Origin of the sequence: Pseudomonas sp. Bc-h (genome assembly GCF_002080045.1) — a bacterium.
Classification (GTDB): domain Bacteria; phylum Pseudomonadota; class Gammaproteobacteria; order Pseudomonadales; family Pseudomonadaceae; genus Aquipseudomonas.
Map to the genome: position 1 here is coordinate 431,168 of NZ_MUIN01000007.1, position 24,489 is coordinate 455,656.

The 24,489-nt window shown below is 60.5% G+C and carries 27 protein-coding genes; 15 read left to right on the top strand and 12 right to left on the bottom strand.

What is annotated here, in order from left to right; translation table 11 throughout:
• Positions 1–109: 109 nt before the first annotated feature.
• From BWR59_RS14835 to BWR59_RS14855, 5 genes are all read right to left on the bottom strand, one after another.
• The gene (locus BWR59_RS14835; RefSeq protein WP_081566377.1) at positions 110–892 is read right to left on the bottom strand and encodes a fumarylacetoacetate hydrolase family protein; all 783 of its coding nucleotides are present in this window, start codon (positions 890–892) and stop codon (positions 110–112) included.
• Positions 893–974: 82 nt separating this feature from the next.
• Entirely contained in the window at positions 975–2,282 is a 1,308-nt protein-coding gene (locus BWR59_RS14840) for an MFS transporter (RefSeq protein ID WP_230982013.1), read from the bottom strand.
• A gap of 59 nt (positions 2,283–2,341) precedes the next feature.
• The gene (locus tag BWR59_RS14845) at positions 2,342–3,466 is read right to left on the bottom strand and encodes an alkene reductase (RefSeq protein ID WP_081566378.1); all 1,125 of its coding nucleotides are present in this window, start codon (positions 3,464–3,466) and stop codon (positions 2,342–2,344) included.
• A 141-nt stretch (positions 3,467–3,607) separates the two neighbouring features.
• Positions 3,608–5,062: an aldehyde dehydrogenase family protein gene (locus BWR59_RS14850; protein ID WP_081566379.1), complete on the bottom strand. Its 1,455-nt coding sequence runs from the start codon at positions 5,060–5,062 to the stop codon at positions 3,608–3,610.
• A 134-nt stretch (positions 5,063–5,196) separates the two neighbouring features.
• On the bottom strand, positions 5,197–5,793 hold the full coding sequence (locus BWR59_RS14855; RefSeq protein WP_081566380.1) for a TetR/AcrR family transcriptional regulator: 597 nt from the start codon (positions 5,791–5,793) through the stop codon (positions 5,197–5,199).
• 222 nt (positions 5,794–6,015) lie between these two features.
• Between BWR59_RS14855 and BWR59_RS14860 the strand changes: the two genes are divergently transcribed.
• Positions 6,016–6,969: a GlxA family transcriptional regulator gene (locus BWR59_RS14860; RefSeq protein ID WP_081566381.1), complete on the top strand. Its 954-nt coding sequence runs from the start codon at positions 6,016–6,018 to the stop codon at positions 6,967–6,969.
• 51 nt (positions 6,970–7,020) lie between these two features.
• Here BWR59_RS14860 and BWR59_RS14865 read toward each other — a convergent pair whose 3' ends face one another.
• Positions 7,021–7,950, bottom strand: coding sequence for a LysR family transcriptional regulator (locus BWR59_RS14865; protein WP_081566382.1), 930 nt, complete (start codon positions 7,948–7,950; stop codon positions 7,021–7,023).
• 291 nt (positions 7,951–8,241) lie between these two features.
• Between BWR59_RS14865 and BWR59_RS14870 the strand changes: the two genes are divergently transcribed.
• The 3 genes from BWR59_RS14870 to BWR59_RS14880 are packed head-to-tail and all read left to right on the top strand — an operon-like array spanning position 8,242 to position 11,024.
• Positions 8,242–9,678: an NAD-dependent succinate-semialdehyde dehydrogenase gene (locus tag BWR59_RS14870; RefSeq protein ID WP_081566383.1), complete on the top strand. Its 1,437-nt coding sequence runs from the start codon at positions 8,242–8,244 to the stop codon at positions 9,676–9,678.
• A 12-nt stretch (positions 9,679–9,690) separates the two neighbouring features.
• Positions 9,691–10,026 (top strand): carboxymuconolactone decarboxylase family protein, encoded by a 336-nt coding sequence (locus tag BWR59_RS14875; RefSeq protein WP_081566384.1) that lies wholly within the window; start codon positions 9,691–9,693, stop codon positions 10,024–10,026.
• Positions 10,023–11,024 carry an NAD(P)H-quinone oxidoreductase gene (locus BWR59_RS14880; protein ID WP_081566385.1) on the top strand — a complete coding sequence of 334 codons (1,002 nt, stop codon included), beginning with the start codon at positions 10,023–10,025 and terminating at the stop codon, positions 11,022–11,024. Before BWR59_RS14875 ends, BWR59_RS14880 begins: the two co-directional genes overlap by 4 nt.
• 143 nt (positions 11,025–11,167) lie before the next feature.
• On the opposite strand, the gene BWR59_RS14885 is transcribed toward BWR59_RS14880, so the two are convergent.
• On the bottom strand, positions 11,168–11,431 hold the full coding sequence (locus BWR59_RS14885; RefSeq protein ID WP_081566386.1) for a DUF2798 domain-containing protein: 264 nt from the start codon (positions 11,429–11,431) through the stop codon (positions 11,168–11,170).
• 127 nt (positions 11,432–11,558) lie between these two features.
• On the opposite strand from BWR59_RS14885, the gene BWR59_RS14890 reads away from it, so the two are divergent.
• Positions 11,559–12,524 (top strand): LysR family transcriptional regulator, encoded by a 966-nt coding sequence (locus tag BWR59_RS14890; protein WP_081566387.1) that lies wholly within the window; start codon positions 11,559–11,561, stop codon positions 12,522–12,524.
• 15 nt (positions 12,525–12,539) lie between these two features.
• Here BWR59_RS14890 and BWR59_RS14895 read toward each other — a convergent pair whose 3' ends face one another.
• Positions 12,540–13,028, bottom strand: a complete 489-nt coding sequence (locus BWR59_RS14895) for a GNAT family N-acetyltransferase (RefSeq protein ID WP_081566388.1) — start codon at positions 13,026–13,028, stop codon at positions 12,540–12,542.
• A gap of 176 nt (positions 13,029–13,204) precedes the next feature.
• Between BWR59_RS14895 and BWR59_RS14900 the strand changes: the two genes are divergently transcribed.
• Genes BWR59_RS14900 through arsH form a run of 3 tightly spaced genes read left to right on the top strand, consistent with a single transcriptional unit; the run spans position 13,205 to position 14,741 of the window.
• Positions 13,205–13,552: a metalloregulator ArsR/SmtB family transcription factor gene (locus BWR59_RS14900; RefSeq protein ID WP_081566389.1), complete on the top strand. Its 348-nt coding sequence runs from the start codon at positions 13,205–13,207 to the stop codon at positions 13,550–13,552.
• Between the two features lie 10 nt (positions 13,553–13,562).
• A complete protein-coding gene (locus BWR59_RS14905) occupies positions 13,563–14,033 on the top strand; it encodes an arsenate reductase ArsC (RefSeq protein ID WP_081566390.1) in 471 nt (156 codons plus the stop codon).
• A gap of 12 nt (positions 14,034–14,045) precedes the next feature.
• Positions 14,046–14,741: an arsenical resistance protein ArsH gene (arsH, locus tag BWR59_RS14910; protein WP_081566391.1), complete on the top strand. Its 696-nt coding sequence runs from the start codon at positions 14,046–14,048 to the stop codon at positions 14,739–14,741.
• A gap of 105 nt (positions 14,742–14,846) precedes the next feature.
• Here the strand turns inward: arsH and gcvA are convergent, their stop codons facing one another.
• A complete protein-coding gene (gcvA, locus tag BWR59_RS14915; RefSeq protein WP_081566392.1) occupies positions 14,847–15,779 on the bottom strand; it encodes a transcriptional regulator GcvA in 933 nt (310 codons plus the stop codon).
• A gap of 148 nt (positions 15,780–15,927) precedes the next feature.
• Between gcvA and BWR59_RS14920 the strand changes: the two genes are divergently transcribed.
• On the top strand, positions 15,928–16,770 hold the full coding sequence (locus BWR59_RS14920; RefSeq protein ID WP_081566393.1) for a DMT family transporter: 843 nt from the start codon (positions 15,928–15,930) through the stop codon (positions 16,768–16,770).
• An 8-nt stretch (positions 16,771–16,778) separates the two neighbouring features.
• Here BWR59_RS14920 and BWR59_RS14925 read toward each other — a convergent pair whose 3' ends face one another.
• Both BWR59_RS14925 and BWR59_RS14930 read right to left on the bottom strand, forming a co-directional pair.
• Positions 16,779–17,279, bottom strand: a complete 501-nt coding sequence (locus tag BWR59_RS14925) for a GNAT family N-acetyltransferase (protein ID WP_081566394.1) — start codon at positions 17,277–17,279, stop codon at positions 16,779–16,781.
• 160 nt (positions 17,280–17,439) lie between these two features.
• Positions 17,440–18,405 carry an MBL fold metallo-hydrolase gene (locus tag BWR59_RS14930; RefSeq protein WP_081566395.1) on the bottom strand — a complete coding sequence of 322 codons (966 nt, stop codon included), beginning with the start codon at positions 18,403–18,405 and terminating at the stop codon, positions 17,440–17,442.
• A 351-nt stretch (positions 18,406–18,756) separates the two neighbouring features.
• On the opposite strand from BWR59_RS14930, the gene proP reads away from it, so the two are divergent.
• A complete protein-coding gene (gene proP, locus BWR59_RS14935; RefSeq protein ID WP_081566396.1) occupies positions 18,757–20,259 on the top strand; it encodes a glycine betaine/L-proline transporter ProP in 1,503 nt (500 codons plus the stop codon).
• Between the two features lie 55 nt (positions 20,260–20,314).
• Here the strand turns inward: proP and BWR59_RS14940 are convergent, their stop codons facing one another.
• On the bottom strand, positions 20,315–21,271 hold the full coding sequence (locus BWR59_RS14940) for a threonine dehydratase (RefSeq protein ID WP_081566397.1): 957 nt from the start codon (positions 21,269–21,271) through the stop codon (positions 20,315–20,317).
• A gap of 106 nt (positions 21,272–21,377) precedes the next feature.
• On the opposite strand from BWR59_RS14940, the gene BWR59_RS14945 reads away from it, so the two are divergent.
• From BWR59_RS14945 to BWR59_RS14965, 5 genes are all read left to right on the top strand, one after another.
• Positions 21,378–22,178 (top strand): AraC family transcriptional regulator, encoded by an 801-nt coding sequence (locus tag BWR59_RS14945; protein WP_143490833.1) that lies wholly within the window; start codon positions 21,378–21,380, stop codon positions 22,176–22,178.
• Positions 22,179–22,278: 100 nt separating this feature from the next.
• Complete coding sequence (locus BWR59_RS14950; RefSeq protein ID WP_081566399.1) at positions 22,279–22,437, top strand: DUF2986 domain-containing protein; 159 nt, start codon at positions 22,279–22,281, stop codon at positions 22,435–22,437.
• Between the two features lie 103 nt (positions 22,438–22,540).
• The gene (locus tag BWR59_RS14955) at positions 22,541–23,377 is read left to right on the top strand and encodes an AraC family transcriptional regulator (RefSeq protein WP_081566400.1); all 837 of its coding nucleotides are present in this window, start codon (positions 22,541–22,543) and stop codon (positions 23,375–23,377) included.
• 108 nt (positions 23,378–23,485) lie between these two features.
• Positions 23,486–23,938, top strand: coding sequence for an AraC family transcriptional regulator (locus BWR59_RS14960; RefSeq protein ID WP_230982014.1), 453 nt, complete (start codon positions 23,486–23,488; stop codon positions 23,936–23,938).
• A 132-nt stretch (positions 23,939–24,070) separates the two neighbouring features.
• Positions 24,071–24,448: an aldehyde-activating protein gene (locus tag BWR59_RS14965; protein WP_081566402.1), complete on the top strand. Its 378-nt coding sequence runs from the start codon at positions 24,071–24,073 to the stop codon at positions 24,446–24,448.
• The last annotated feature ends 41 nt before the right edge of the window (positions 24,449–24,489 follow it).

The window sequence follows — 24,489 nt, forward strand, 5'->3', positions numbered from 1 at the left end:
CGAGACGGTCCGTTGGTCAAAATCCATGAGTCAAAAAACGATGAGATTTCGCGGCTTTACGAAACCAGCGTCCGCGCTGGCGAACCCTGACTTGGGCGAATAGCTGTGACTAGAGGGTAAAAACCAGCTCTTGCCCCAGATAGCTCACCGACAACCTGTGGCCACCCCCTTGCAGATCGAACGGCTGACACATTGCCCCCGTCGACACGATGTCGCCCTCACGAAGCGTTTCGCCCCGCTCTGCCGCATGGTCGTAAAGGTGTTGCAGCGAAGCCAGAGGATCGGTGGCGGTGTCTCCGAACAGCCCTTTCGCCACCGGCTCACCATCCAGATGCACCACCGACTCTTCGGCCAATGAGCGCAGGATCTGCGGATCGATACCGTCGCAGGCGCGATGACCGATGATCAGCGCCTCGAACCCTACGTTGTCCCCGGCGAAGCTGGGCCAGCCCACGGACTTGCGATCGACGAAACGCGAACGCACGACTTCGAAGGTCAAACATGTGCTGCGAATATCCTCAGGCGCAAACGTCCCGCCTACTCGCGGCGAAACAGTGCGGGCCAGAACGAAGCCGATTTCACATTCGATGGTCACGGGGGACTGAGCAGGCAGACGCACCTGAGCGCCACTTTCGTGACAACGCTTGCTCTCCAGTTGCCCTACCAATGGACGCGACAGATTGCCTGCGCGCATGGCGGCCGGGCTGCCGACGCCCAGTTTCCAGCCCGCCCGCTCGCCCCCTGCGAGCTTGAACAGCTCGTCCTGTATGGCGTAGCCCTGATCGAGGCTTTGCGGGCGCAGAGCCTGAGGCAAGCTGTCGTGCAACTCCCCGCTCTGCCAGGCAGAGAACAACACTTTTGCAGGTTCCAGTGGGTCAAACACATGCGCCATCTTTTCAGTTCCTTCAATTCCGGGTGGCTGGCCCCAAACAGCGGATGGCCGAATCAGGTCCGCATAGTAACCCCCGGCGGGATCATGAAGAATATCCAGCGCCGATTCCCACCCGGCCCGTCGCGCCTTTTTTCAGATGGTAGGGCTGCAGAAACGGCGTGACGGCCAGCATCAACGCGCTCACGCCGACCATCAACCATTGCGAGACTTCAAAGCCTGCGGTCACGTCGCGCAGGTAACCCATCAACAGTGGCCCTGCCGCCGCGAGGATGTAGCTGACCAGCAGCACGAACGCGTTCCAGGCATTGGCTTCGTCGGCGTTGCGGGTGTTGTCCAGCGGCAGGGTCATGCCCAGGGTGAAGGCGCCCCCCGCACCTAATGCCACAATCGGCACGGCAATGAACGGCACGGCGTTCGGGGCTATGGCGATGGCTGACGTACCTATCAAGGCGATCAGCGAACTCACGGCCAGCGCCAGACGTCGATCCTCGTTGCGGCTGAGCATGCCGAACACAGGGTTGGAGATCAGGAACGCCAGGGTAAAACTCCCCAGAATGAGACCCGCAACCGTAGGGGTTCTGCCGTACTCCACATACATTGGTGCTACCCAGGAAATGTAGGCATAAAACACCACGTTGTTGCTGGCGAAGAACAGCGCGATCAGCCACGCCGTCGGATTGCGCACCGGCATCGCGTAGCGGTGAGGCGACACGCCGCCCTGCCCTTTCGTCAGCCCCTGGCGCTCGATATAAAACCAGGCGGCGATGGCGATCACCACGGGCAACACCCAGACACTTTCACCCAGGCGCCAACTGCCGGTGGCGAGGGCAACCGGGCCGGTGATGGCGGCAGCCACGGTGCTGCCGAGCGCCAGCGCCGTGGCGTAAATGCTCATGAGCAGTGCAGCCTGTTTCGGGTAACTGGCCTTCACAAAACCGGCGAGCAAGGCACCGGCCACGGCGATCCCCGCCCCTACGCCCACCGTGGTCAGAAACAGCGTGCCAATGGACCCGGCAAAGGCGCGCAGACCGGTCGCCGCCAACAGCACGGCCAAAGCCACGAGAATCACCCGGTCACGACCAAACCGACGAGCGAGCCAGGGTGTCGGCAACGCCATCAGCCCCATCAACAGGGTCGGGATGGCCGTCAATAGCGATGCCTGGGTATGAGAAAGACCAAAGGCTTGAATCATGCCCGGCAACAGCGGGCCAATCGAGACGATGGCGGGGCGCAGCGTCAGCGCGACCAGCACGATGCAAAGGATGGCGATCATCAGCGACGGTGTATTTCGCGGCTGCGTTACGGGTGTGCAGAGTGTCAGTCGCGGGGCAGCTTCAAGCGGCGAAGCAGCGACAGGCTCGGCGAACGGGATTTTCGACGTCACCAACATGATTCAATCTCCTGGAACGGCCGGGCTTGCAGAGCAAGCTGCGGCCGAAGAATATGCGATCAGCCGGCGTAGGCCGGGTAATCCGTGAAGCCCGCCTCGGTGCCGCCGTAGAGCGTGGACGGGTTGACCGGGTTGAGTGGCCAGCCATTGACGATGCGCGCGGGCAGGTCCGGATTGGCGATGAAGGGCCGACCGAATGCGATCAGATCAGCGAGCCCCGCCTCGACCAGACGCGCGCCTCGCTCCGCCGTGTAACGCCCGGCGTAAATGATCCGGCCACTGAACGTGCTGCGCACCTCGCGGCGGAACGACTCCGGCAGGTCGGGCGCGTTGTCCCAGTCGGCCTCGGCAATCGAGACGTAGGCGGCGCCTGCTGCTTCAAGCACCTTGATCGCCTCGATGTAGGTGTGATGCGGATCGGACTCGACCATGCCGATGTACACCCGGTCCTGATCAGTGGTGGTGAACAACGGGGTGAAACGCACGCCCAGGCGGTCGGCGCCAATGGCTGTGGAAACTGCCTCAACGATCTCCCGCAGAAAGCGCAAGCGGTTATCCAGCGAGCCGCCGTATTCATCGTCCCGCTGGTTAGCGTGCTCGGAGATGAACTGGTTCACCAGATAGCCGTTGGCCGCGTGGATCTCGACGCCGTCAAAGCCTGCGGCGATAGCATTGCTTGCGGCTTGCGCATAGAGCCGGACCAGCTCCTTGATTTCCGCGACGGTCAGTGCGCGAGGCAGTGAAGGTGCAACCAGCTCGCCAGTGCCCGCGCCCGTCTCGATGAAGGCTTTGGAACTGGTCGTCGCGATGGCGGAAGGCGCAATCGGCGCGGCGCCTTGAGGTTGTAAGGCGTGATGCGAAACGCGGCCGACGTGCCAGAGTTGCGCGAAGATCACGCCGCCATCGGCATGCACCGCATCGGTGACTTTGCGCCAGCCATCGATCTGTTCTGGCGTGTAGATACCCGGTGTCCAGGCATAGCCCTGACCACGTGGTTCGATCTGCGTGCCCTCGCTGACCATGAACCCCGCCGACGCACGCTGGCGGTAATACTCGGCCATCAGGTCCGAGGCGACATCACCTGGCTGGGTGCTTCTCTGCCGGGTCAATGGCGGGAACACAATACGGTTTTTCAACGTCAGGCCACCCAGTTGTGCGGGGGAAAACAGCGCGTGGTGTTTCATGGTTTCAACTCCAGATAATCAAGATAAAAAACGAGGGGCTCGCCGAAGGAGCCGCCGTGCAAATGCGACTGAGAAAACGATTGCGGGAAAATGCGCGGCGCCTGGGTCAAGGGGCTTGAGTCGAGACGCCGCGGGGATGGCTTATTTCTTGATCAGCACGGTTTTCGGGTTGGTAAACAGCAACCGGCCCTCGTGACCGCCTTCGGTACCGACACCCGACTGCTTGTGCCCACCAAACGGGATATCCACGCCCTGGGTGTGCATCTCGTTGACCCAGACCATGCCGGTTTCCAGACGATTGGCCACCGCCACGGCTGCCCGGGTATCACGCCCCCAGACCGATCCGCCGAGGCCGAACGGGCTGTCGTTGGCGCGAGCGACAACATCGTCCACGTCGTCATACACGATGATCGGAACAATCGGGCCGAACTGCTCTTGCTGAACGATCTTCGAGTTTTCAGGCGGGTTATCCACCACCGTGACAGGGATGAAGTAGCCTGGACGGCTCTCGTCCACTTCTCCGCCGAGCACGATTTTCTGGCCGCGGGCCTTGATGTCGTCGAGGAACTCGCGGACCTTGTCGAACTGCATTTTGTTCTGCACCGGACCGACCGTGACCTCAGGGTCCAGACCATCGCCGAGCTTCTGCTGCCGGGCGTATTCCACGAACGCCGAGACGAAGGCTTGGTGATAAGCGCGATGGATGTAGAGGCGCTTGATCCCCACACACCATTGCCCCGAGTTGCCAATGGCGCCCCAGAACAGCTGAGGAATGACCGATTTCCAGTCCGCATCGGGCATGACGATGGCGGCGTCGTTACCGCCCATTTCCAGGGTCAGGCGCTTGACCGTGCCTGCCGCCGAGCGAATCACGTGCTTACCGGTTTCGGTAGAGCCGGTGAAGCTGATCTTGGCGATGTCCGGGTGAGCGGTCATTTGCGGGCCGAGCTCGTTGCCACCCGAGACGATCGACAGCACCCCGGCAGGCAGCACGGACTGCGCAATCTGGCCGAAGCGCAAGGTAGTCAGCGGCGTGAACGGCGATGGCTTGATCACCATGGTGTTACCGGTGAGCAGCGCCGGTGCGACTTTCCACAGCGCCAGCAGCACCGGGAAATTCCAGGGCGTGATCGCACCGACGACGCCCAGTGGTGTGTGGTGCAACTCGACAATGTGGCTGTCGTTTTCTTCGACGATTTCCACCGGAATGCGTCGCGCCGCAATCTGGCGAATCCATGAAATCGACTGATCGACTTCTGGCTCGGCCATGGTCTTGAGGGGTTTGCCCTGCTCAAGCGTCAGCAGAACCGCGAGTTCGTCGCGATGGGCTTCCAGTGCGTCGGCGTAGGCCAGCAGATACTGTTCACGCTCGTCATAACTCAATGCCGACCAGGTCTTGAAGGCCACTTTGGCAGCGGCGACAGCCTCATCGAGTTGTTCGGTGGTTGCGGCAGGCGCATGAGCGAGGACCTGGCCGGTGGCGGGATTCATCACCTCGAAAGTTGCCTGAGTCTCGACAAGTTTGCCGGCGATGCTCAGGTAATAAGGGCCATCAAACAGCGTATTCGATGCGGTTTTTGCGGATACGTTAAGCATGTTTTCAATCTCCAGATTCAAGTTTATTCAAACGGTAGTGAGATCATTCGTGCAGACAAACAGCTGGTTTTCGGGCAACAGTTACCCGTGAGATCAACTTCAAGAAGACCTCGTACTTTCGCGCTAAGACGTGTTTATCCCGGGTGGTTTAAAACCGTGTCACTCATGGTTCTTGCCTCATCGAAAGGCGCCGCCGTCCCTGTGATCTTGGCCATGACACTCGCCCCCAGCCACAATGCGTACAGCCTGAAAGCGGTGCGTTGCGGCGTTTCGCTTATGCTCAAGGACCGGTCCGCTACACCGTGTGTGATAGCGCCTGCCAGGCTTTCAATGATGCTCGACGTGCCGCGATCAAGTGCCTGACGCATGGGTTCCGACAGGTCGGCCACCTCCGCCCCCAGCTTGACTGCCAGGCAATTCCCCGACTCGGTCTCACCGGTCTGGTTATCGATCCACTGTTGCCAGTACAGCCCCAGCTTCTGATGTCCGGACAACCCGGCACGTTGGAAAATACGCGTCATGTCTTCCAGGTACAGCTCGAAATAACCGTCCAGCAACGCCACTCCGAAAGCATCTTTCGAACCGAAGTAGTGGTAGAACGAACCCTTGGGAACTTGCGCCGACTGCAGCACTTCATTCAGCCCGACAGCCGAATAACCCTTCTTGCCGATGATCGACTTTGCGACATCCAGAATGTGCTGCCTGACGTTTTTACTTTCCGTGACCGACATCTTCTTTGCCTCTCAGTAGACCAGTCGTCTAGCCCGTTGAGGCGAATGTTAGGAGCCGGCCAAAACTTGCACAATGTCGAATCCGCAAGGATTCCGGACATCGCTCAATGTCCGTTTTTCTGGCTGTCGACACCGCGAGCGTTTTTATCGATAAAGGACATTGCCAGTTGCGCCGCCGACCATGACAATCCTCGACACCCCCGCTCGCCTGGAGAGTTCCCGATGCATAGCGTCGCGCTGGTCGTTCATCCCAACTTTCAGTCCCTCAGCCTTTCTCTGGGCTCAGTATTCGAATGCGCGAACCTGTTGCGGGGCGATCAGGCCTACGAATTTCATCTGGTGTCCGACGGCGGTGGTGCGGTGATGTCCTCCCAGGGCTTCTCGGTCAACACCAGCAAACTGCGCCCCGAGGGCTACGACACGGTCATTATCAGCGGCCATCTTGAGCTCGAGACGCCGGAAACTTCCCTGCTCGACCTCATGCGCAACGCCGCCGCGCAGTCGCGTCGTGTGGTTTCCCTGTGCGTCGGTGCCTTCGTCCTCGCCGAGGCCGGTTTGCTGGATGGCAAGCGCGCCACCACCCACTGGCTGCACGCCCCGGCCTTCAGGCAGCGGTTCCCGGAGATTCAACTGGAGGAAGATCGGCTGTTCGTGGTGGATGGGCATATCTGGACGGGCGCCGGCATGAGCGCAGGCCTGGACCTGGCGCTGGCCATGGTCGAGAACGATCTGGGCGGCGACCTGGCCCGCCGAATCGCCCGCAAACTGGTCATTTATCAGCGCCGTGGCAGCGAGCAATCTCAATTGTCCGCACTGCTTGAACTGGACCCCAAATCCGATCGCGTACAGCTGGCGCTGGCTTATGCGCGAGAGAATCTGACCGACGATTTATCCGTCGAGGCACTGGCGGAAGTGGCGCGGCTCAGCCCCCGCCAGTTCAGCCGGGTGTTCCGCGAAGAAACCGGGCAGACCCCGGCAAAAGCCATCGAGAGCCTGCGTCTGGAAGCCGCGCGCGTGATGATGGAAACCAGCCGCCATCCCGTTGAAGTCGTGGCGAAAGCCACAGGTTTTGGCGACCGGGAAAGGATGCGTCAGGCGTTCCTGCGCGCGTTCGGAAAGCCTCCGCAAGCGATGCAGAAAGCGTTGTTCACTGCAGCCACTGGTGTGGAGGGTTGAGCACTTCGTTGAGCACTTCGCTGTCCACTCTCAGCAACCCTCTTTTACCCCTCATCCGTCGATAAGCGCTTTCGCGGTAGCCGCCAGTTGGGCCCCTACCCTCGCCTTCAGCATCTCGATGAAACGGGTAATCTTCGCGTCCACGAATTGGCGGGAGGTGTAGACCGCGTACACGTTGCGTTCGTAGGTGTGGTACTCGGGCAAAACCCGCACCAGCTTTCCTGAGCGCAGATCGTCAATGGCCGAGAATCCAGCCAGCAGGCCGATTCCGGCACCTTCGCGAACCGCGACCGCCATGGCGTCCATATCATTCACGCTGAAGCTCGGCCCGGACGGCACGAACGTGGCTGTGCCGGCCTTGCTCTTCAATTGCCATTCATCCCGGGCGTAATCCACTGTGCCCAGCAACAGGCATTGATGCTCGCCGAGATCAGCGGGTACTGCCGGTGCAGGGTGTTTTGCCAGGTAGTCAGGGGACGCCACCAGCACGCAGTGGCTGACCCCGATCTTCTGGCTGACATAGGCAGAATCGGGCAGCGTTCGGGCAATCAGGATCGAAACATCCAGCTGGTCTTCCAGCAGATTCGGCATCCGTTGCGACAACAGCAGATCCACAGTGACTTCTGAAAACTCTCGGCGGTATTCCAGGATTGCGCAGGTCACCAGATGCCGCGCCAACCCTGGCACGCAATGCACGCGCAATGTGCCTTTGGGCTTGAGGAGCGAGCTGCTCGCCTCGGCTTCGGCGTTTTCAAGGTCTGCCAGGATTGCCGTGCAGCGATCATAGAAACGCCGCCCCGCGTCGGTGACCGACAGCCGCCGGGTCGACCGTTGCAGCAAGCGAACATCGAGCATGTTTTCAAGAGTAGAGACTGCGCGGGAGACGTTGCCAACGGTTGAGTCCAGGTGATTCGCCACCGCCGTGAAGCTGCCCATCTCGACGACTTTCACATACACCGACATGTTTGAAAGTTTATCCATCCCTACCGTCCTTTTCGGTCGTCTTCACCGCGCAAGCTGCGGCGATATTTGCCTGATCCACTTCCGCGCATCATGGCTGGCAGTCGTCGGCGACGCAATCGGTCGCCCGGCAACGGATATTCCCTCTGGGCACAACAATGATTCCCTCCCAGCCCACTCAATCAAACCGCACGGGCTCCATAGACTGGATTGCACAGGCCGCCAATGCCGGCTTCGCCGAAAGGCCATTGAAGCGCCGATCCACATGACGCTTCCAACGAATTCCAGACAACCACTATGAAGGCCCAACCCATGAATACGCCCTACGACCCGCTCTATCTGTTTATCGGTGGTGAATGGATCAGCGCTGACGGCCGCGACACGGCTGCTGTCATTAACCCCGCCACTGAGTCCGAGATCGGACGCGTGCCGCTCGCCACGGCGCGTGACCTTGATCACGCGCTGGAAGTCGCACAATCCAGCTTCGACGTGTGGCGCCGCACGGTGCCGGATCAGCGCGCGAAGATTCTCAAACGCGCAGCCGATCTGATCCTGGAGCGGGCACCGCACATCGCCTCGCAAATGACCCTGGAAGAAGGCAAGCCGCTCGGCGAAAGCATGGACGAGGTGACCCGTGCCGCTGAGTACTTCGAGTGGTTCGCCGAAAGCGCGCGCCGTATCGACGGCCGTGTGGTACCTGCCAATCGCCCGGGCGTGCTGCAGCTGGTAAAACGTCAGCCCATCGGGCCGGTAGCTGCGTTCACGCCGTGGAATTTCCCGGCGATCACCCCCGCCCGCAAACTGTCAGCAGCACTGGCCGCCGGTTGCAGCGTCATTCTCAAACCGGGGGAAGAAAGCCCATCCACGGCACTGGCGCTGGCTCAAGCGCTGGATGAAGCAGGCTTGCCGAAAGGTGTTCTGCAGGTGGTTTTCGGTGTGCCGGATCAAGTCTCCAGCCACCTGATTGCCTCGCCGATCATTCGCAAGGTGACGTTCACCGGTTCCGTGCCGATCGGTCGATTGCTGTCCGCCCGAGCGGCCGAGGGCGTCAAGCCGATCACCCTCGAACTCGGCGGCCATGGCCCGGTTCTGGTGTTCGAAGACGCCGACATTGAAAAGGCCGCGGTGGAAGGCGTTGCCAACCGCTTTCGCGGCACCGGCCAGGTGTGCATTTCATCGACGCGGTTTCTGATTCAGCGCGGGGTTTATCACGAATTCGTCGATCACTACGTAGCCGCCACCAGAGCGTTGAGAATCGGCAACGGCCTGCATCCCCACACTCAGGTCGGGCCGCTGGCCAACCCCCGCCAACTGGCCAAGATGGAAGAGCTGATCGCCGATGCCGTCGCCAAGGGCGCACGCGTATTGGCCGGCGGCGAGCGGCTGCCTGGCCAGGGCTATTTCTTCGAGCCCACGGTGCTGGCCGATGTGCCCATGGACGCACGGGTCATGCATGAAGAACCCTTCGGCCCGATCGCGATACTGATGCCATTCGATGAATTGGCGGACGGACTCAAAGAAGCCAACCGCCTGCCCTATGGCCTGTCTGCCTACGCGTTTACAACCAACGCGCGCACCGCCATCGACGTCGCCGACGGCCTCGAGGCCGGGATGATCGGCATCAACCAATACCGGATCGTCGCGACGAAACTGCCCTTCGGCGGCATGAAGGAAAGCGGCCACGGTTCGGAAGGCGGTATTGAAGGCATCGAGCATTACCTGACCAACAAATTCATCAGCCAGATTTAAGGAGCCCCCATCATGTCGAATATCAATTTCAGCAGCCCCCGTGAAGCGGCAAGAGCGTTCACCCCGAAGCTGGCGCAATTCGTCGACGCCACGCTCTACCCGCACATCTGGGCCGACCCCGCACTGTCAGCTCGTGACCGCAGCCTGATCACCGTTGCCGCGCTCATCACCGGTGGTCATTGCGAAGAGCTGCCCGCGCATGTGCGCCGGGCGGTAAGCAACGGTGTCACCCACGAAGAACTCTCTGCTGCGATCACTCACTTGGCGTTCTACGCAGGTTTTCCCGCCGCCATCACTGCGTCTGCCATTGCCAACGCCACATTCAATGAATCGGAGAGCCAAGCATGAAAGCCATCACCATCGAAGCATTCGGCGAACCCGACGTACTTAAGCTCAGCGATGCGCCCACCCCCGAGGTGCGCCCGACCGACTTGCTGGTGCGCGTCCATGCAGCCGGCGTGAATCGTGCGGATCTGACCCACCGCACCGGAGGCTATGGGCATCCCAACTTCGGCGACTCGCCGATCATCGGCCTGGAGATCGCCGGCGAGGTCATCGAAACAGGCAGCGCAGTGGTGGGCTACGCAGTGGGAGACCGGGTGATGGGCGTTGTGGGCGGTGGCGCTTATGCCGAAATGGCGCGCATCGATTACCGCATGGCCATGCCCATTCCCGCTCAGCTGGATTACGTTCACGCAGCGGCCATTCCCGAAGTATTTGTCACGGCCCATGAGGCGATGATGCATCTGGCGCGACTCAAGTCCGGCGACTCGGTGCTGATTCATGCCGCTGCTGGCGGCGTCGGTTCCGCTGCCGTGCAGCTTGCCTATGCCACCGGAGCCACGGTCTATGCGACCACCGAGGGCAGCAAGTTGTCGCGAGTCGAGCACTTGGGCGCTGACGTGGCGATCGACTACAAAACCACTGATTTCGCCGAGATCATTGCGAGCAAGACGAACGGCCAGGGGGTGGATGTCATCATCGACTTCGTCGGCGAAACGTATTTCGAGCGCAACATCGCCTCCCTTGCCAAGGGCGGTCGGCTCATTCAGGTCGGCATTCTGGGGGGCGGCGGTAGCGTCAAGATCACGCTGGAGCAGATTCTCTATCGACACCTGCAAATCATCGGCACGGTCATGAAATCCCGCACCCAGCCGGAGAAGCATGCCATGATCCAACGCTTCCGTGAGCATTGGCTGGAACGATTCGAAGGCGGAGGAAGTCTGGAGCCGGTGGTGGACAGCACTTTCCCGCTGTCGCGTGCCGCAGATGCCCACCGGCGGATGGAGTCCTCCGCAAACGTCGGCAAGATCATTCTGACGATGCAGCCCGAGGACTTGATCTGATCGATGTGACGCATCGATTGGCCTGAGACAGAACCGGCAGCAGGGTTGTTGCATCACCCGCCCGATGAACCAACCCCAGCATCGAGGGTGCGCAGGAGGATCCGGCCACTCAGTGATCCTCCCCATTCTGTGGGCTGAATCCCTCAGTGCCCGTGCACCGTCCACGCCACCAGCCGCGCCACGATCGGGCGCACCACCAGCACGCAGACGAACGCCGAGGGCATCGCCACCCGGTACGCATTCATCACATTTTCCATGTAATGCTCGGTGATCCCGAACTCAGCGACGGTGATCACCAGGCACATGAGGAACGCCATGATGGTCGCCATGTACAGCGCGAACACGTAGGGCGTCATGTGTTTTGGAAAGCGGATTCGTGAAGTATTCCTGGCTGCTCTGTCTTCCATTGAATAACCCTCTAGAACGTGAGATGGCAATGAGCGGCTAACCTAACAAGCCGCTGGCAAGCTCGGTAGAGTCGTTGCGCTTGATTGATCCTTAAGTAAAATCAACGAATCGACGGAGAGCAAACCAATGGACATTCTGGGGCTGATCAATACGTTCATTCGCGTGGTGGAGAACGGCAGCATCGCCGCCGCTGCCCGCGCGCAAGGCATGAGCCCGGCTGCTGTCAGCCAGAGCATCACGCGGCTGGAGACCCACCTGGGCGTGCGCCTGCTGTCGCGCACGACCCGCAGCATGGCCCTCACCGAAAGCGGCACGCGGTATTTCGAGAAAGTGCGGCACATTCCCCACGATATAGACCTTGCCTCACAGGCGGCGGCCGTTGCCCAGCAGCCGCAGGGGCCGCTGTGCATCGCCACGACCACTGCATTCGGGCGCTACGTGCTAGCACCGCTGATGCCGAAGTTCAAGGAAGCCTACCCACGCATCGACATTGAATTGATCAGCACCGACCGGCGCGTCGACCATCGGCTGGAAGGCGTCGACGTAAGTATCCGCATTGATGCGCAGTTGAACGATCAACTGATTGCTCGCCGCATCGCCTCGATTCCATTCGTGTTCTGCGCATCGCCCGCATACCTTGATCGCGCAGGCGTCCCGACCACGCCCGAAGACCTGCAACGTCACGCTTGCCTGGTATTGCGCTACCCCACCGATGGCCGCTTTCTGCCGTGGGCGTTCCGTCGCGACGGCGAGCGTTTCGAAGCGAAGGTCAACCCGGGGTTCGTCTGCGACGACATCGACACCATCGCCCAGATCGCCTTGAACGGCGGCGGTATTGCGCGGCTGGCGAGCTTCATCGCGCAACCTCTGATCGACAGCGGGCGACTGCTGCCGCTGTTCGAATCGTCCGCCCGCAATGCCGCCTGTGCGGAGCCCGAGCCGATGGAGGTTTACGCCTGCGTCACCGAACGCTCGGCGTTGAATGCCAAGGTCCGTGGGTTCATCGACTTTCTCGAACGGGCTGTGCAGAGCCAGCCCGACGCGCTTGCCGAGGCCGTGCCGCTACGGCCCGACAAAAGAAAGTCTCGTTGAATGACGCCCGATGGGTCATAGATCCATGACGTAGAACCGGGTGTCGACCACCATCACCGGGAAGCTGGCAGGCAGTTGATCTTGCTCGATCAGGTCGAAGCCATGCTTCTCATAAAAGCGATGGGCCGCGAGGAACTTCGCGGTCGTGCCCAAATAAATATGCTTCACCCCGCGCACCTTCGCCGCTTCGATCAGACACTCCAGCAGACGCGTCGCCACCCCGAATTCACGACCACGCCAAGCCGCTGCGACGAACATCTTGCGCAACGCCACATCACCGTTGCCGATGTCCTTCATGCCAATCGTGCCGATCACATTGCCCTGCTGCCGGGCGACCCAGAAATCCCCCCGCCCGGCCTGATAAAACGACGGAATCGCCAGCAGATCCGGCTGATCCTCGGCGCAAATCTCAATCCCGAACTCCTCTCGCTGGATCGGCACGATCAGCTCGACGATGCCTTGCTCGTCGCCCGGGACATAACGCTCAATGCTGATTTCGGACATGACGGGAAAACGCTCCTGCTGAGTCAAAGGGCGTCATAGTGCATCGCGGGGCTCGATGGGTAAAGCCCGAGAAATCGAGATACCTGGCACCAAAGCAGTACACGGCGAGCATTAAATTGATTGCTATATATATGGATATCCGTATATTCGCTTTAACACATTCTTGAGTCTTCGCAATGCTGCCTCCTCCCGAGATATTCAAGTGTCTTTCCGATGAGACCCGGTTACGCGCCACGCTGCTGATTGCCCGGGAAGGCGAGCTGTGTGTGTGCGAACTGATGTGCGCCCTCAACGACAGCCAGCCTAAAATTTCGCGGCACCTTGCCCAACTCCGAAGCTGTGGCCTGCTGCTGGACCGACGCCAGGGTCAATGGGTGTATTACCGACTGAACCCTGAGTTACCCGATTGGGCTCATGCGGTTTTACAGGTAACACTGCAGGCCAACGTTCACTGGCTGGAAGCGAGCACTGCCAGACTCGCAGCCATGAGCGAGCGACCGATCAATAACGCAGCGTGCTGCTGAAGGAGTCCTTATGCAGATTTTGTTCATGTGTACGGCCAACAGCTGCCGCAGCATTCTGTCCGAGGCCATGTTCAATCATCTGGCACCCGTCGGCTTTGAGGCCGTCAGTGCCGGCAGCTTTCCCAAGGGCCAGGTGCTTCCTCAAAGTCTGGTCACCCTGCAATCAGCCGGGATTTCTATCCAGGGCCTGGCAAGCAAGGGCAACGAAGCGTTCGAAGCTTCCCCGCCGGACATCGTCATCACTGTTTGCGACAAGGCAGCGAACGAGGCGTGTCCGGTCTATTTCGGACCTGCGCTCAAGGCCCATTGGGGCTTGTCAGATCCGTCCGAAGTCATTGGCGATCAGGCAACTGTTTCGGCCGCTTTCGTTATCACGCTCAAGCACATTGAAACCCGTTGCAGAGCGTTTCTGGCCCTGCCTTTCGATCAACTTGATCGCAACGCATTGAAGCGGGAACTCGACCGCATCGGCGCACTTTGACTGGAGCCCCTCATGTCAACCTCGCTACCCAACCTCGATGACTCATTGATCAAGTCTCCCCGTGAGCAGCACGGCGATCAGCACAAACCCAGAATCCTGCTGTTGTATGGATCTACCCGTACCCGATCCTTCAGTCGGCTGCTCACTGAAGAAGCCGCCAGACTGCTCGAACACTTCGGCGCCGAGACGCGCATCTTCAATCCTTCCGGCCTGCCTCTTCCAGACGACGCGCCAAGCGATCACCCCAAGGTTCAGGAACTGCTCGAGCTGATGCAATGGTCAGAGGGGCAAGTCTGGTGCTCCCCGGAGCGTCACGGCGCCATGTCCGCCGTGTTCAAGGCACAGATTGACTGGGTGCCGCTGACCCTGGGTGCCATCCGGCCCACTCAAGGCAAGACCCTTGCAGTGATGCAGGTCAGTGGCGGCTCGCAGACATTCAACGTGGTCAATCAACTTCGCGTGTTGGGGCGCTGGATGCGTATGTTCACCATCCCCAACCAGTCATCGGTGCCCAAGGCGTATCTCGAATTCGACGATAACAACCGCATGAAACCTTCTTCGTTGTATGACCGGGTGGTGGACGTCATGGAGGAGCTGGTGAAGTTCACACTGTTGCTACGCGAACGACCCGACCTGGTTGACCGCTATTCGGAACGCAAGGAATCGGCGGAAGAACTGACACGGCGGGTCAACCAGCGCTCTATCTGAATCAGGTCTCGGGGGCGCGGGTTTTCGGTCACGAACTCCCCGGTTCGCGGGTTCGCTCCAAAGACCACGAATCCGGACAGCCGCAAAATGCGATCTTGCCGAGCTTCATGAGCTGCCCGCCCCCGTCACGGCATTGCGTGGGGGTTGGCCGCCACACTTGCCCTCCTCCTCAAGCCAGGCGCGAAACAGCATCACGGTGTCATCCGACAGCTTCTCCAGCGGCACATAAGTGCAGTAGCTGCGTGACGCCAGGCGGGGTTCGGCGAATGGCATCACCAGCCGCCCCGCTGCCAGATCGCTGGACACCAGCGCCGTGGGGCCCATCGCAATGCCCAGGCCATCGATGGCTGCTTGCAGGGTCAGGTAGAAGTGGTCGAACACCACAGCGGCGGCTGGTTTGAGGGCAGGAATGTGGGCGCTCGCCAGCCAGTCAGGCCAGAGCCTGGGCAGGCTTGATGTGTGCAGCAACGTGTGTTGCTTGATGTCTTCAGGGGTTTGAAGCGCCAGGCGCTGCAACAGCGCCGGGCTGCAGACCGGGATTCTTTCCTCGAACAGGAACGGGCGCGTCTCGTAGCCGTAGAGCGTGTCCGGGCCACCGCGAATCACGATGTCGCAGGGCTCCTTCAAACGCTCCACGGCTTTGTTCGAGGTCTGGATCTGGACTTCGATGCCGGGGTATTGAGCGCGGAAGGTTTCGAGTCTTGGCACCAGCCAGCGTAAGGTGAACGTCGCAGGGGCGCTCACCGACAGCGTGCGAGGGATCGAACCGGGAGCGCCGAACTTGGCGGTCGCCAGCGAAAGCTGCTCGAACAGCGGGCCGACTTCCGCCAGATAACCCTTGGCCGCCGGGGTCAGCAGCACTCGCCGGTTGTGCCGTTCGAACAACGGCGCACCGAGCCAGTCTTCCAGCAAACGCACGCTCTGGCTGATTGCCCCTTGGGTGACGTGCAGTTCCACCGCCGCGTCCTTGAAACTGCCGAGCCGTCCGGCAGCCTCGAAAGCCCTGAGCGCATTGAGAGGTGGCAGTAGTCGCTTCATTCGCATTAGTTCTTTTGATGTGAGCGGGCAATTTATCTGGTTTGTCAGCGTGCTCCAAGATAGATATTTTGCTGATCTCAACGATCTTTCGGCCAGTGCCTAACGCGTGGCCTGCGATCCTTCACGCAACTTCACTCTGGAAAACTCCATGCTCAGCGCCGCCGGCGGTTTCGTTCTTCTTGCTGCGATCCTTCACGCGAGCTGGAACGCCATGCTGCATGGCAACCGCGACCGCTATCTGTCGATGACCTGGATGAGCATTGTCATCGCCATCGTCTCGACGCTGGTGGTCGCGGTCCTCCCCTTGCCAGCCTCGGACGCATGGCCCTTCATCATTGCCTCCGGTCTGGTGCATATCGTCTACAACATGAGCCTGATCCGCTCGTATCGGCGCAGCGATCTGTCGGTGGCCTACGCCATCGCCCGAGGCTCGTCGCCACTTCTGGTCACGTTAGGCGCGGCGCTGTTTGCGCGGGAGGCGATCAGCCCGGTACATGCGCTGGGGATTGCGCTGATCTCCGGCGGCATTCTCACCCTTGCCCTGCTCGACAAGCACGTGACTCGCGCCGACATGCTGGCTGCGCTGTCCACCGGTGCGATCATCGCGCTGTACACCGTGATCGACGGCCTCGGCGTGCGGCAATCCGGCGGCCAGGCCGTGGCCTACACCGCGTGGATGTTCATGTTCTATTGGTTGATGCCGGTGCTGTTCGTCGCCAGTCGCGGGCTCCCTGCGTTGCTGAGCCCGATCCGCACCCACCCCGCGTCCGTCGGCACATCGCTGGTGGGCGGGCTGGTGTCGATCGGCGCGTACGGCATCGTGATCTGGGCGATGCAGTCCGGGGCGATGGGTGGGGTGTCGGCGCTGCGCGAGACCAGCGTGGTGTTCGCGGCGCTGATCGGTCGGCTGTTTCTGGGCGAAGCCATGAGCGCAAAACGCTGGGCGGTCTGCGCGGTAGTGGCGGCCGGCGCGGTGTGCCTGGGGCTGTAGCGGTCGGGTCAGGCCTTGGGGAGGTCCATGACCATTTCGTGCCAGGCCATCCCGCCGTGGTCGGACGGCGACGGCTTGACGTAGCGATAACCCATGCGTTCATAGAGCGGCACGTGGCGCTCCTTGCACATCAGGTGGATCGTCTCCTTGTGCAGCGCCGTCATGCGCTGCACGAACTCGCGCATCAACAGCTTCGAATAGCCTTTGCCTTGCTGCGCCGTGTCCACCACCACGGACATGATCACCACGTTCGGCGCTTCGGCCGAATGCCCCACCAGTTCCTTGAACGCCTCGTCGGACATCACCACTTCTTGGGCGCAGCCACTGTTGATGAAGCCGACGATATGCCCTGCGTCTTCCAGGATCAGAAACCCTTGCGGGTATTGCGCGATGCGGGTCTTGATCTTCGCCAGCGTCGCCGCCTCATCGCCCTCGTATGCACTGGACTCAATCTCATGGCAGCGCACCGCGTCAGACGGCACGGCATTACGAAAACGCAGGGTGGACATGGCTGTTCCTTGTTTTGAGGTCGGTTCGCAGGGTTGCCCGAGGCATTGTCCACATTGAACCGGGATATGCCAGATCCCGGTTCAATGTTTTCGCCAGAGCCCGTTACTGCGCTCGACTCGACCTCACCGCCGGCCTACCGAACCCGATTTCGATACTCGATCAGTAATCCCAGAACGCCGCGACCCAACGAAACGCATCGCCGTCCACAGCCACACGGCCCACCGAAGGGAATGGCAAGTGGGTAGCAACCAGCAGTTCGCCGGTCGCCGCCGCCTCTTGCATCAGGCGAACACGAACGCGCACCGCTTCTTCAGGGTCATGCTCGAAACCGTTGTGCCAGTCAGGATGCTCGAACGCCACCGGGAACAGCGCGTCACCCGCAAAAACCAGACGCTCGCCGCCGGACCTCACATAGACCACGCTGTGGCCCGGCGTGTGGCCACCGGTGAGCTTGACTGTCACACCTGGCGCCACTTCGTACTCGTCGTCGAAGGTGCGCACCTTGCTGCGGTAGGCGTCGATGAATTGCCGGGCGGTCGAACGCAGCACATCCGGCACGGGCTCTGGCATCGTCGTTTGGGTGAAATCCGGCGCTTCCCAGAACGCGACCTCAACTGCCGCGACGTGGATGCGCACGTCCGGATGCAGCCGACTTTTCACATCGTCGACCAGCAGCCCGCCGATATGGTCCATGTGCATGTGGGTGATGACGATATCGGTCACCGCGCCAAGATCGATTCCTGCCGCCGCCAGGCGCCTCGGGAACTGCCCGGCGCGGGGGAAGCCCGGGAACTGCCCGCCAAGCCCGGCGTCGACGAGGATGGTCTTGTCGCCGCTGCGCACCACCAGCACGTTCAGCGCCCAGTCGAAAGCGTCCGGGCCGAGGAACATCTCCTTGAACCAGGCGGCGCGGGCTGCCGGGTCGGCGTTGGTGGACATGGTCGACGTCGGCAGCGGCAGGACGCCGTCGCTGACCACCATCACCTCGATTTCGCCGATCCGTAGCGCATAACGCGAGGGCACCAGGTCCTCGACTTTCGATCCGCCGAAGTCCGAGATGCTGTTGATGTTGGACGCATTGCGCACGCCGTCCGTGTGGGTCGAATAATCCATCTGCTGGGCCATGCTCGCTCACCTCTTGTCAGGGTCAAGGTTCTCGGGCGTGCGCCGTTCTCTCGTTGCGAAAGTGGCGTATCGCGTTGAGAACGAGTGTGCATCGCCCGACAATCGGCCCGATACATACTCAGGTATAGAAATGCGCGCCATGAACATGATTGCCAAAAGCGAACATGAAGGCTTGGCGCAGCCAAAAGGCACCGACAGGAAATATCCCCCCACCCGGTGAATTATTTTGCAACGTCTCGTATCTGATCCAGAGTAACCCGTGCCACCAAATCGCTAGCGTTAGAAAACCTGACACTCAGGTCATCGGCGCTACCGGTTTGCGGCAAGGAAGATCAGCGACAGGGAATCGGTATGAAATCACGTAAGAAAAGCGTCAGTCCCATCGGGCTGAACGACATCACCATCGTCGACGACGCCAAGATGCGCAAGGCGATCACCGCCGCCGCGCTGGGCAACGCGATGGAATGGTTCGACTTCGGCGTCTATGGCTTCGTCGCCTATGTGCTGGGCAAGGTGTTCTTCCCCGGCGCTGACCCCGGCGTCCAAATGATCGCCGCATTGGCGACCTTCTCGGTACCGTTCCTGATCCGCCCGCTCGGCGGTTTGTTCTTCGGGGCGCTGGGCGACAAGTACGGCCGACAGAAAGTCCTCGCCGCCACCATCGTGATCATGTCTTTGAGCACGACTGCCATTGGCCTGATCCCCTCGTACGACTCCATTGGCATCTGGGCGCCGATTCTGCTGCTGCTCGCCAAAATGGCCCAGGGCTTCTCGGTCGGTGGCGAATACACAGGCGCCTCGATCTTCGTCGCCGAATATGCGCCGGACCGCAAACGCGGCTTCCTCGGCAGTTGGCTGGATTTCGGCTCGATCGCGGGCTTCGTGCTCGGCGCCGGCATCGTGGTGATGATTTCTGCGGTGATTGGCGAGGACCAGTTCCAGGAATGGGGCTGGCGTCTGCCCTTCTTCCTGGCCCTGCCGTTGGGCATGCTCGGGCTGTACCTGCGTAATGCCCTCGAAGAAACCCCGGCTTTCCAGCAGCATGTGGAAAAACTCGAACAGGGTGATCGCGAGGGCCTGTCAGCGGGGCCGAAAGTGTCGTTCAAAGAGGTCGCGACCAAACACTGGCGCAGCCTGATCACGTGTATCGGCATCGTCGTGGCGACCAACGTCACTTATTACATGCTGTTGACGTACATGCCCAGCTACCTGTCGCACAACCTGCATTACAGCGAAAACCGTGGGGTGCTGATCATCATCGCGATCATGGTCGGCATGTTGTTCGTGCAGCCATTGATCGGCTTCATCAGCGACAAGATCGGACGCAGACCTTTCATCATCGTCGGCAGCATCGCGCTGTTAATTCTCGCCATTCCGGCGTTCATGCTGATCATCAGCGGCAAGATCGGGCTGATCTTCGCCGGCTTGCTGATACTGGCGGTGGTTCTCAACTTCTTCATCGGTGTGATGGCTTCAACGCTCCCGGCCATGTTCCCCACCCACATCCGCTATAGCGCTCTGGCCAGTGCATTCAACGTCTCGGTGTTGATCGCAGGCCTGACCCCGACGCTGGCTGCGTGGCTGGTAGAAACCACCGAAAACCTCTACATGCCCGCCTACTACCTGATGGTGGTTGCCGTGATTGGTCTGGTGACAGGTTTGACCATGAAAGAGACTGCGAACAAGCCATTGCGCGGCGCGGCCCCGGCGGCTTCCAACATCGAGGAAGCTAAAGAACTGCTTGAGGATTATCACGACAACATTGAGCAGAAGATCGAAGACATCGACGCTCAGATCGCTGAGCTGGAAGCCAAACGCAAGGATCTGGCCCAGCAGCATCCCCGGATCGACTGATCGGGGATAAAGGCTACAAAACAGGGTGAGCCGCGAAGATCGCGCGCCTTCGCACTCACCCGATGATCTGCGCATACACCGATTTATCGACGTTCGCGCCGGACAGAATGACCCCCACCTTTTTCCCCCTCATCGCCTCTCGCTCCTGCATCAGCGCGGCCAGAGAGGCCGCGCCCGCGCCTTCTGCCAGGTTGTGGGTGTCGGTGTAATAGACGCACATCGCCTCTCGAATCTGTTCTTCGCTGACCGAGACGATGCGCTCGGCACCTTCAGCGTAAACGGCGAACGCTTCAGGAATGGGCTTACGTACTGCGAGGCCATCGGCAAAGGTGTTTGCCGAGGCGGTTTCGCGCAGTGACCCCGTCTCGAACGATTGTTTAGCAGCATCCGCTTGCGTTGAGACGACGCCCACCACCCGGGTTTTCAGCCCCAGCGCGTCGCGCGCGGCGATCACTGCGCAAATCCCCGAACCACAGCCGATCGGCACATATACGGTGTCAAGGTCCGGCGCTGCGCTGAACAGCTCCAGCGCATAGGTCGCCACGCCTTTGACCAACTCACTGTGAAATGGCGGCACCAGATACAGCCCATGCACCTGGGCCAGGCGTGCAGCCTCCTCACGAGCTTCGTCGAAATCACGGCCAAACTCGACCAGTTCGCCGCCAAAGGCGCGCATGGCATTGTTCTTTTCAATCGAATTCCCTTCAGGGACCACGATCAATGCTCTCAAACCCAGCGCGGCCGCTGCCATCGCCAGACTCTGTCCATGATTGCCGCGCGTGGCCGTGACAATACCCTTCGCCTGCGGATGCTCGCGCTTGAGCCAGTGCATGAAGGTGATCCCACCGCGCACCTTGAATGCCCCGGTCGGGGTGTGGTTTTCATGCTTGACCCACACGCTGCAACCCAACCGCTCAGCCAGCAACGGCCAAGGGTATTGCGCGGTGGCTGGCATGACTTCATAAACCTGCCGGGCTGCCTGTTCGATGTCTTCACGGGTCAATGTGTGCATGGGTTGCCTTCCAGAGGTTTTGCGCCAGTCTAGCCAGGTGGTCAGCCCCATGGCTTTCAAAAAACTGACCTGACTTTTCCACCCGCGCTTGACTACTATGCTGTGCATGAGCCGTCGAACGCATTCGTCATCATCTCCTCCAGCCGAACCGGTCCGCCGTGTCGAGGCAGGGCCGTGGACGATCGAATTGCTTCCCGGCAGCGCATACGCAGCCCGTTATGTCGCATCGCAATCGGCCATCGGCTTCGCCTTCGACAGCCAGCGCGGCCTGCATGCCATTGGCAGCGACCGCGTACTGCCCTTCCACGCGATGCCCAATGGGCTGGCATTCGTCCCGGCCGGTTGTGACGTGTTGTCTGAATCGCCCACCGGCGGAGAATACTTGCGCGTGATCCGCAACGACGGCCTTGCGTTGACGGGCGATCACGCGTTCAACAACCGCATCGACCCACAGGCCACGCAACTCGCATCAAGAATGCGCAGGGCGCTGTTGCAAGGCGCGGTCGATGACGATTGGGAAGCCTGGGCCCTCTCGCTGGCGGAACGCGCGCACGATCTCCAAGCCCTGCCGACACCGCCCCATGGTTCGATAACCGCGAGCCGCATGCGCCTGCTCGATGAGTTCGTCGATGCGGGTCTGCAAGGCCCGATGAGCGTGCAGGCGATGGCGCACTTGCTGGGGTTGTCCGAGGGGTACTTCATGCGCGCCTTCAAGAACGCTACCGGGCAAAGCCCGCACCGTTATCTGATCGACCGCAGGCTGGCAAAGGCGCGCACCTTGATGCGCGACTCGTGCGCCAGACTCGTGGAGATCGCCCTGATCTGCGGCTTCAACTCCCAGGCGCACATGGCAACCGCTTTCAGACAGCGGCTTGGTGTCAGCCCGACTCAATTGCGCAACGGATAAAGCTCCAGCCTGCCAGGTTCGTCGGCCGTCTTTTCCACCTGCAATCTCGCGAACCCTTTCAAGCTGATAACATTGCGACGTTCACCCCCGAGTAGACAACATGAACCGTCAGAAAAAATTACAGCAGTTGTTCAAGGCGAAGGCCAAGAAAGCCAGTGCCAAGCTGGCGCCGAAGAAAGAGAAATACATCTGCAAGGCCGACCGCGCGAAACTGGAAGCCGAAGCCAGCCAGGAGCCGAGCACTTCTTCTGAAAGCTGATTCAACCCTCAGGCACAAAGGTTGCACCCTTTTTATATCCCACTCCCGCGAAGGTTCCTGAGCAATCCGTCTTGAACCGCGCTGAATTCAAGGGTTTTACCTGATGGCCTACCTGTCGCCCAAGCTCACCGGAAAATCCGCGGACGTGTTCCATCTGGAGACCAGCGACACCAGCGGCTACGCCGTGGACTGGCACGCCCACGACTGCCATATGCTGCTGTTGCCACGCCAGGGCGGGCTGTTGCTGTCGACCGAAAGCAGCAAGACCGCTCACGTCTCGCGCCAGTCGTTTTGCTTCGTGCCTGCCGACTTCGCGCACGCCACCCAGGCGGTTCCAGGTCGAGAGCAGCACATGACCCTGTACGTCGACCCCGCGTACGTCAAACACCAGGGGCAAATGCACGCTTTGCGCAGCTTCGCCAGACAGGTCGACCGAACGGGCATCTGGCAAAGCAGCGAGGCACTGGACAGCATCTTGCGTCTGCACGATCAACTGCAAAGTTGCGCATCTGCCGAAGCCTTTCAGCGCCAACTCCCTCATCTAAACCATCTGCTGTTCGAAGAATGCGCGCGGGTCATCGCCTGCCAACAGGCTCAGCCCGAAGCGTGCGAACGACAGCAGCAGACCGCGCTGGTGCGCGACATCCAGCGTTACGTTCGAGAGAATCTGGAAACCGACCTGAGCATCGAGTCCATCGCCCATGAATTTCATCTGTCGCGACGCCACCTGACCCGCATTTTCAAAACCGTTACCGACGAAACCCTGCTGGATTTCACCAACCGCACCCGAGTCGAAACCGCTGCTCGACTGGTATCGGGCACACAGCTGTCGATCCTTGATGTCAGCCTCGCGGTGGGCCTGGATTCCCCTTCCTACCTTGCCCGACTCTTCAAACGCCACCTGGGTCTGACCCCAAGCGATCTGCGCAAACCTCGTTGACGCCATGGCCCAAACGGGTGCTTGCGCGGCCCGATCAAGCGTTCGCCGGCGTGCAATGCTGGCGACAATAGACCACGTCTTCAGCATTCAGAGGTCAACGTGAGCGACATGAACGTTGTAGAGGTCGCCAAGTCCGGCCAATCCCCCATCATGATCAATAGCGCCGGGCCTGAGGCCGAGCAACTGATGACGCTCGCACGGGCGTATCTGCAGCTGCTGGAGACCCGGAACGAGCGCGCCAGACTGAGTTACTGGCAAGAGCGAACGGCTAAAAAGGTCATGATGGAAAACCTTGATCGCGGCATCCAGATCTCGGCCGTGGCCAAGGAATGCTCCCTGTCCCGAAGTCATTTCTCGCGGGCGTTCAAGAACACCACCGGGCACACCCCAAGCGACTGGCTGCAGATTGCGCGGCTTACCCGAGCAAAAGAGCTGCTAGAGCAGACCGATTGCTCCATTTCTCAGGTGGGCCTGGAATGCGGGTTTGCCGATCAGCCGCACTTCACCCGAATGTTCGCGCGCAGATTCGGCATCACACCGGGCAAGTGGCGAGCGCGGTGAGGGTTTGAAGGCTTCTCCACCATCGCATAACTGACCCGCTCGTTGGCGTCGATCACTGCCAGCCAAGCGATGATAAGCTCACCGAAGCAAGCCTCAGGCCGAGGCGGGATTTACTTCGGAGTCGCCAACAACATGCACAACAACGACGGACCGTTGGAAGGTTCATGCCACTGTGGAGACGTGCGTCTGACCGTTTCCCACCCACCCCTTCACATCATCAACTGCAATTGCTCGATCTGCCTCAGGCTCGGAGCGCGGTGGGCTCACTATGCGTCTGCAGAGGTGAAAATCGCAGGGCATCCCCAACACACATCGGCGTACGTCTGGGGCGCAAAAACCTTGAAGACGATGCGATGCAACACCTGTGGATGCGTCACCCACTGGGAAGCCTTGCTGCCCGAAGCAGGTGCCGAGGTTGGGGTGAACATGAACAATTTCGATCAGCGTCTGATCCGGGGTATTGCGGTGCGCAATTTTGATGGTGCGCAGACGTGGGCCTACCTCGACTGACTGCGCGCCCGATCCACCTAATCAATGCAGGGGAAACACCC

Excerpts from the sequence above, each read along its gene's own strand:
- BWR59_RS14835 (WP_081566377.1), bottom strand. The coding sequence starts at position 892 with ATGGCGCATGTGTTTGACCCACTGGAACCTGCAAAAGTGTTGTTCTCT.
- BWR59_RS14840 (WP_230982013.1), bottom strand. The coding sequence starts at position 2,282 with ATGTTGGTGACGTCGAAAATCCCGTTCGCCGAGCCTGTCGCTGCTTCG.
- BWR59_RS14845 (WP_081566378.1), bottom strand. The coding sequence starts at position 3,466 with ATGAAACACCACGCGCTGTTTTCCCCCGCACAACTGGGTGGCCTGACG.
- BWR59_RS14850 (WP_081566379.1), bottom strand. The coding sequence starts at position 5,062 with ATGCTTAACGTATCCGCAAAAACCGCATCGAATACGCTGTTTGATGGC.
- BWR59_RS14855 (WP_081566380.1), bottom strand. The coding sequence starts at position 5,793 with ATGTCGGTCACGGAAAGTAAAAACGTCAGGCAGCACATTCTGGATGTC.
- BWR59_RS14860 (WP_081566381.1), top strand. The coding sequence starts at position 6,016 with ATGCATAGCGTCGCGCTGGTCGTTCATCCCAACTTTCAGTCCCTCAGC.
- BWR59_RS14865 (WP_081566382.1), bottom strand. The coding sequence starts at position 7,950 with ATGGATAAACTTTCAAACATGTCGGTGTATGTGAAAGTCGTCGAGATG.
- BWR59_RS14870 (WP_081566383.1), top strand. The coding sequence starts at position 8,242 with ATGAATACGCCCTACGACCCGCTCTATCTGTTTATCGGTGGTGAATGG.
- BWR59_RS14875 (WP_081566384.1), top strand. The coding sequence starts at position 9,691 with ATGTCGAATATCAATTTCAGCAGCCCCCGTGAAGCGGCAAGAGCGTTC.
- BWR59_RS14880 (WP_081566385.1), top strand. The coding sequence starts at position 10,023 with ATGAAAGCCATCACCATCGAAGCATTCGGCGAACCCGACGTACTTAAG.
- BWR59_RS14885 (WP_081566386.1), bottom strand. The coding sequence starts at position 11,431 with ATGGAAGACAGAGCAGCCAGGAATACTTCACGAATCCGCTTTCCAAAA.
- BWR59_RS14890 (WP_081566387.1), top strand. The coding sequence starts at position 11,559 with ATGGACATTCTGGGGCTGATCAATACGTTCATTCGCGTGGTGGAGAAC.
- BWR59_RS14895 (WP_081566388.1), bottom strand. The coding sequence starts at position 13,028 with ATGTCCGAAATCAGCATTGAGCGTTATGTCCCGGGCGACGAGCAAGGC.
- BWR59_RS14900 (WP_081566389.1), top strand. The coding sequence starts at position 13,205 with ATGCTGCCTCCTCCCGAGATATTCAAGTGTCTTTCCGATGAGACCCGG.
- BWR59_RS14905 (WP_081566390.1), top strand. The coding sequence starts at position 13,563 with ATGCAGATTTTGTTCATGTGTACGGCCAACAGCTGCCGCAGCATTCTG.
- arsH (WP_081566391.1), top strand. The coding sequence starts at position 14,046 with ATGTCAACCTCGCTACCCAACCTCGATGACTCATTGATCAAGTCTCCC.
- gcvA (WP_081566392.1), bottom strand. The coding sequence starts at position 15,779 with ATGAAGCGACTACTGCCACCTCTCAATGCGCTCAGGGCTTTCGAGGCT.
- BWR59_RS14920 (WP_081566393.1), top strand. The coding sequence starts at position 15,928 with ATGCTCAGCGCCGCCGGCGGTTTCGTTCTTCTTGCTGCGATCCTTCAC.
- BWR59_RS14925 (WP_081566394.1), bottom strand. The coding sequence starts at position 17,279 with ATGTCCACCCTGCGTTTTCGTAATGCCGTGCCGTCTGACGCGGTGCGC.
- BWR59_RS14930 (WP_081566395.1), bottom strand. The coding sequence starts at position 18,405 with ATGGCCCAGCAGATGGATTATTCGACCCACACGGACGGCGTGCGCAAT.
- proP (WP_081566396.1), top strand. The coding sequence starts at position 18,757 with ATGAAATCACGTAAGAAAAGCGTCAGTCCCATCGGGCTGAACGACATC.
- BWR59_RS14940 (WP_081566397.1), bottom strand. The coding sequence starts at position 21,271 with ATGCACACATTGACCCGTGAAGACATCGAACAGGCAGCCCGGCAGGTT.
- BWR59_RS14945 (WP_143490833.1), top strand. The coding sequence starts at position 21,378 with ATGAGCCGTCGAACGCATTCGTCATCATCTCCTCCAGCCGAACCGGTC.
- BWR59_RS14950 (WP_081566399.1), top strand. The coding sequence starts at position 22,279 with ATGAACCGTCAGAAAAAATTACAGCAGTTGTTCAAGGCGAAGGCCAAG.
- BWR59_RS14955 (WP_081566400.1), top strand. The coding sequence starts at position 22,541 with ATGGCCTACCTGTCGCCCAAGCTCACCGGAAAATCCGCGGACGTGTTC.
- BWR59_RS14960 (WP_230982014.1), top strand. The coding sequence starts at position 23,486 with ATGAACGTTGTAGAGGTCGCCAAGTCCGGCCAATCCCCCATCATGATC.
- BWR59_RS14965 (WP_081566402.1), top strand. The coding sequence starts at position 24,071 with ATGCACAACAACGACGGACCGTTGGAAGGTTCATGCCACTGTGGAGAC.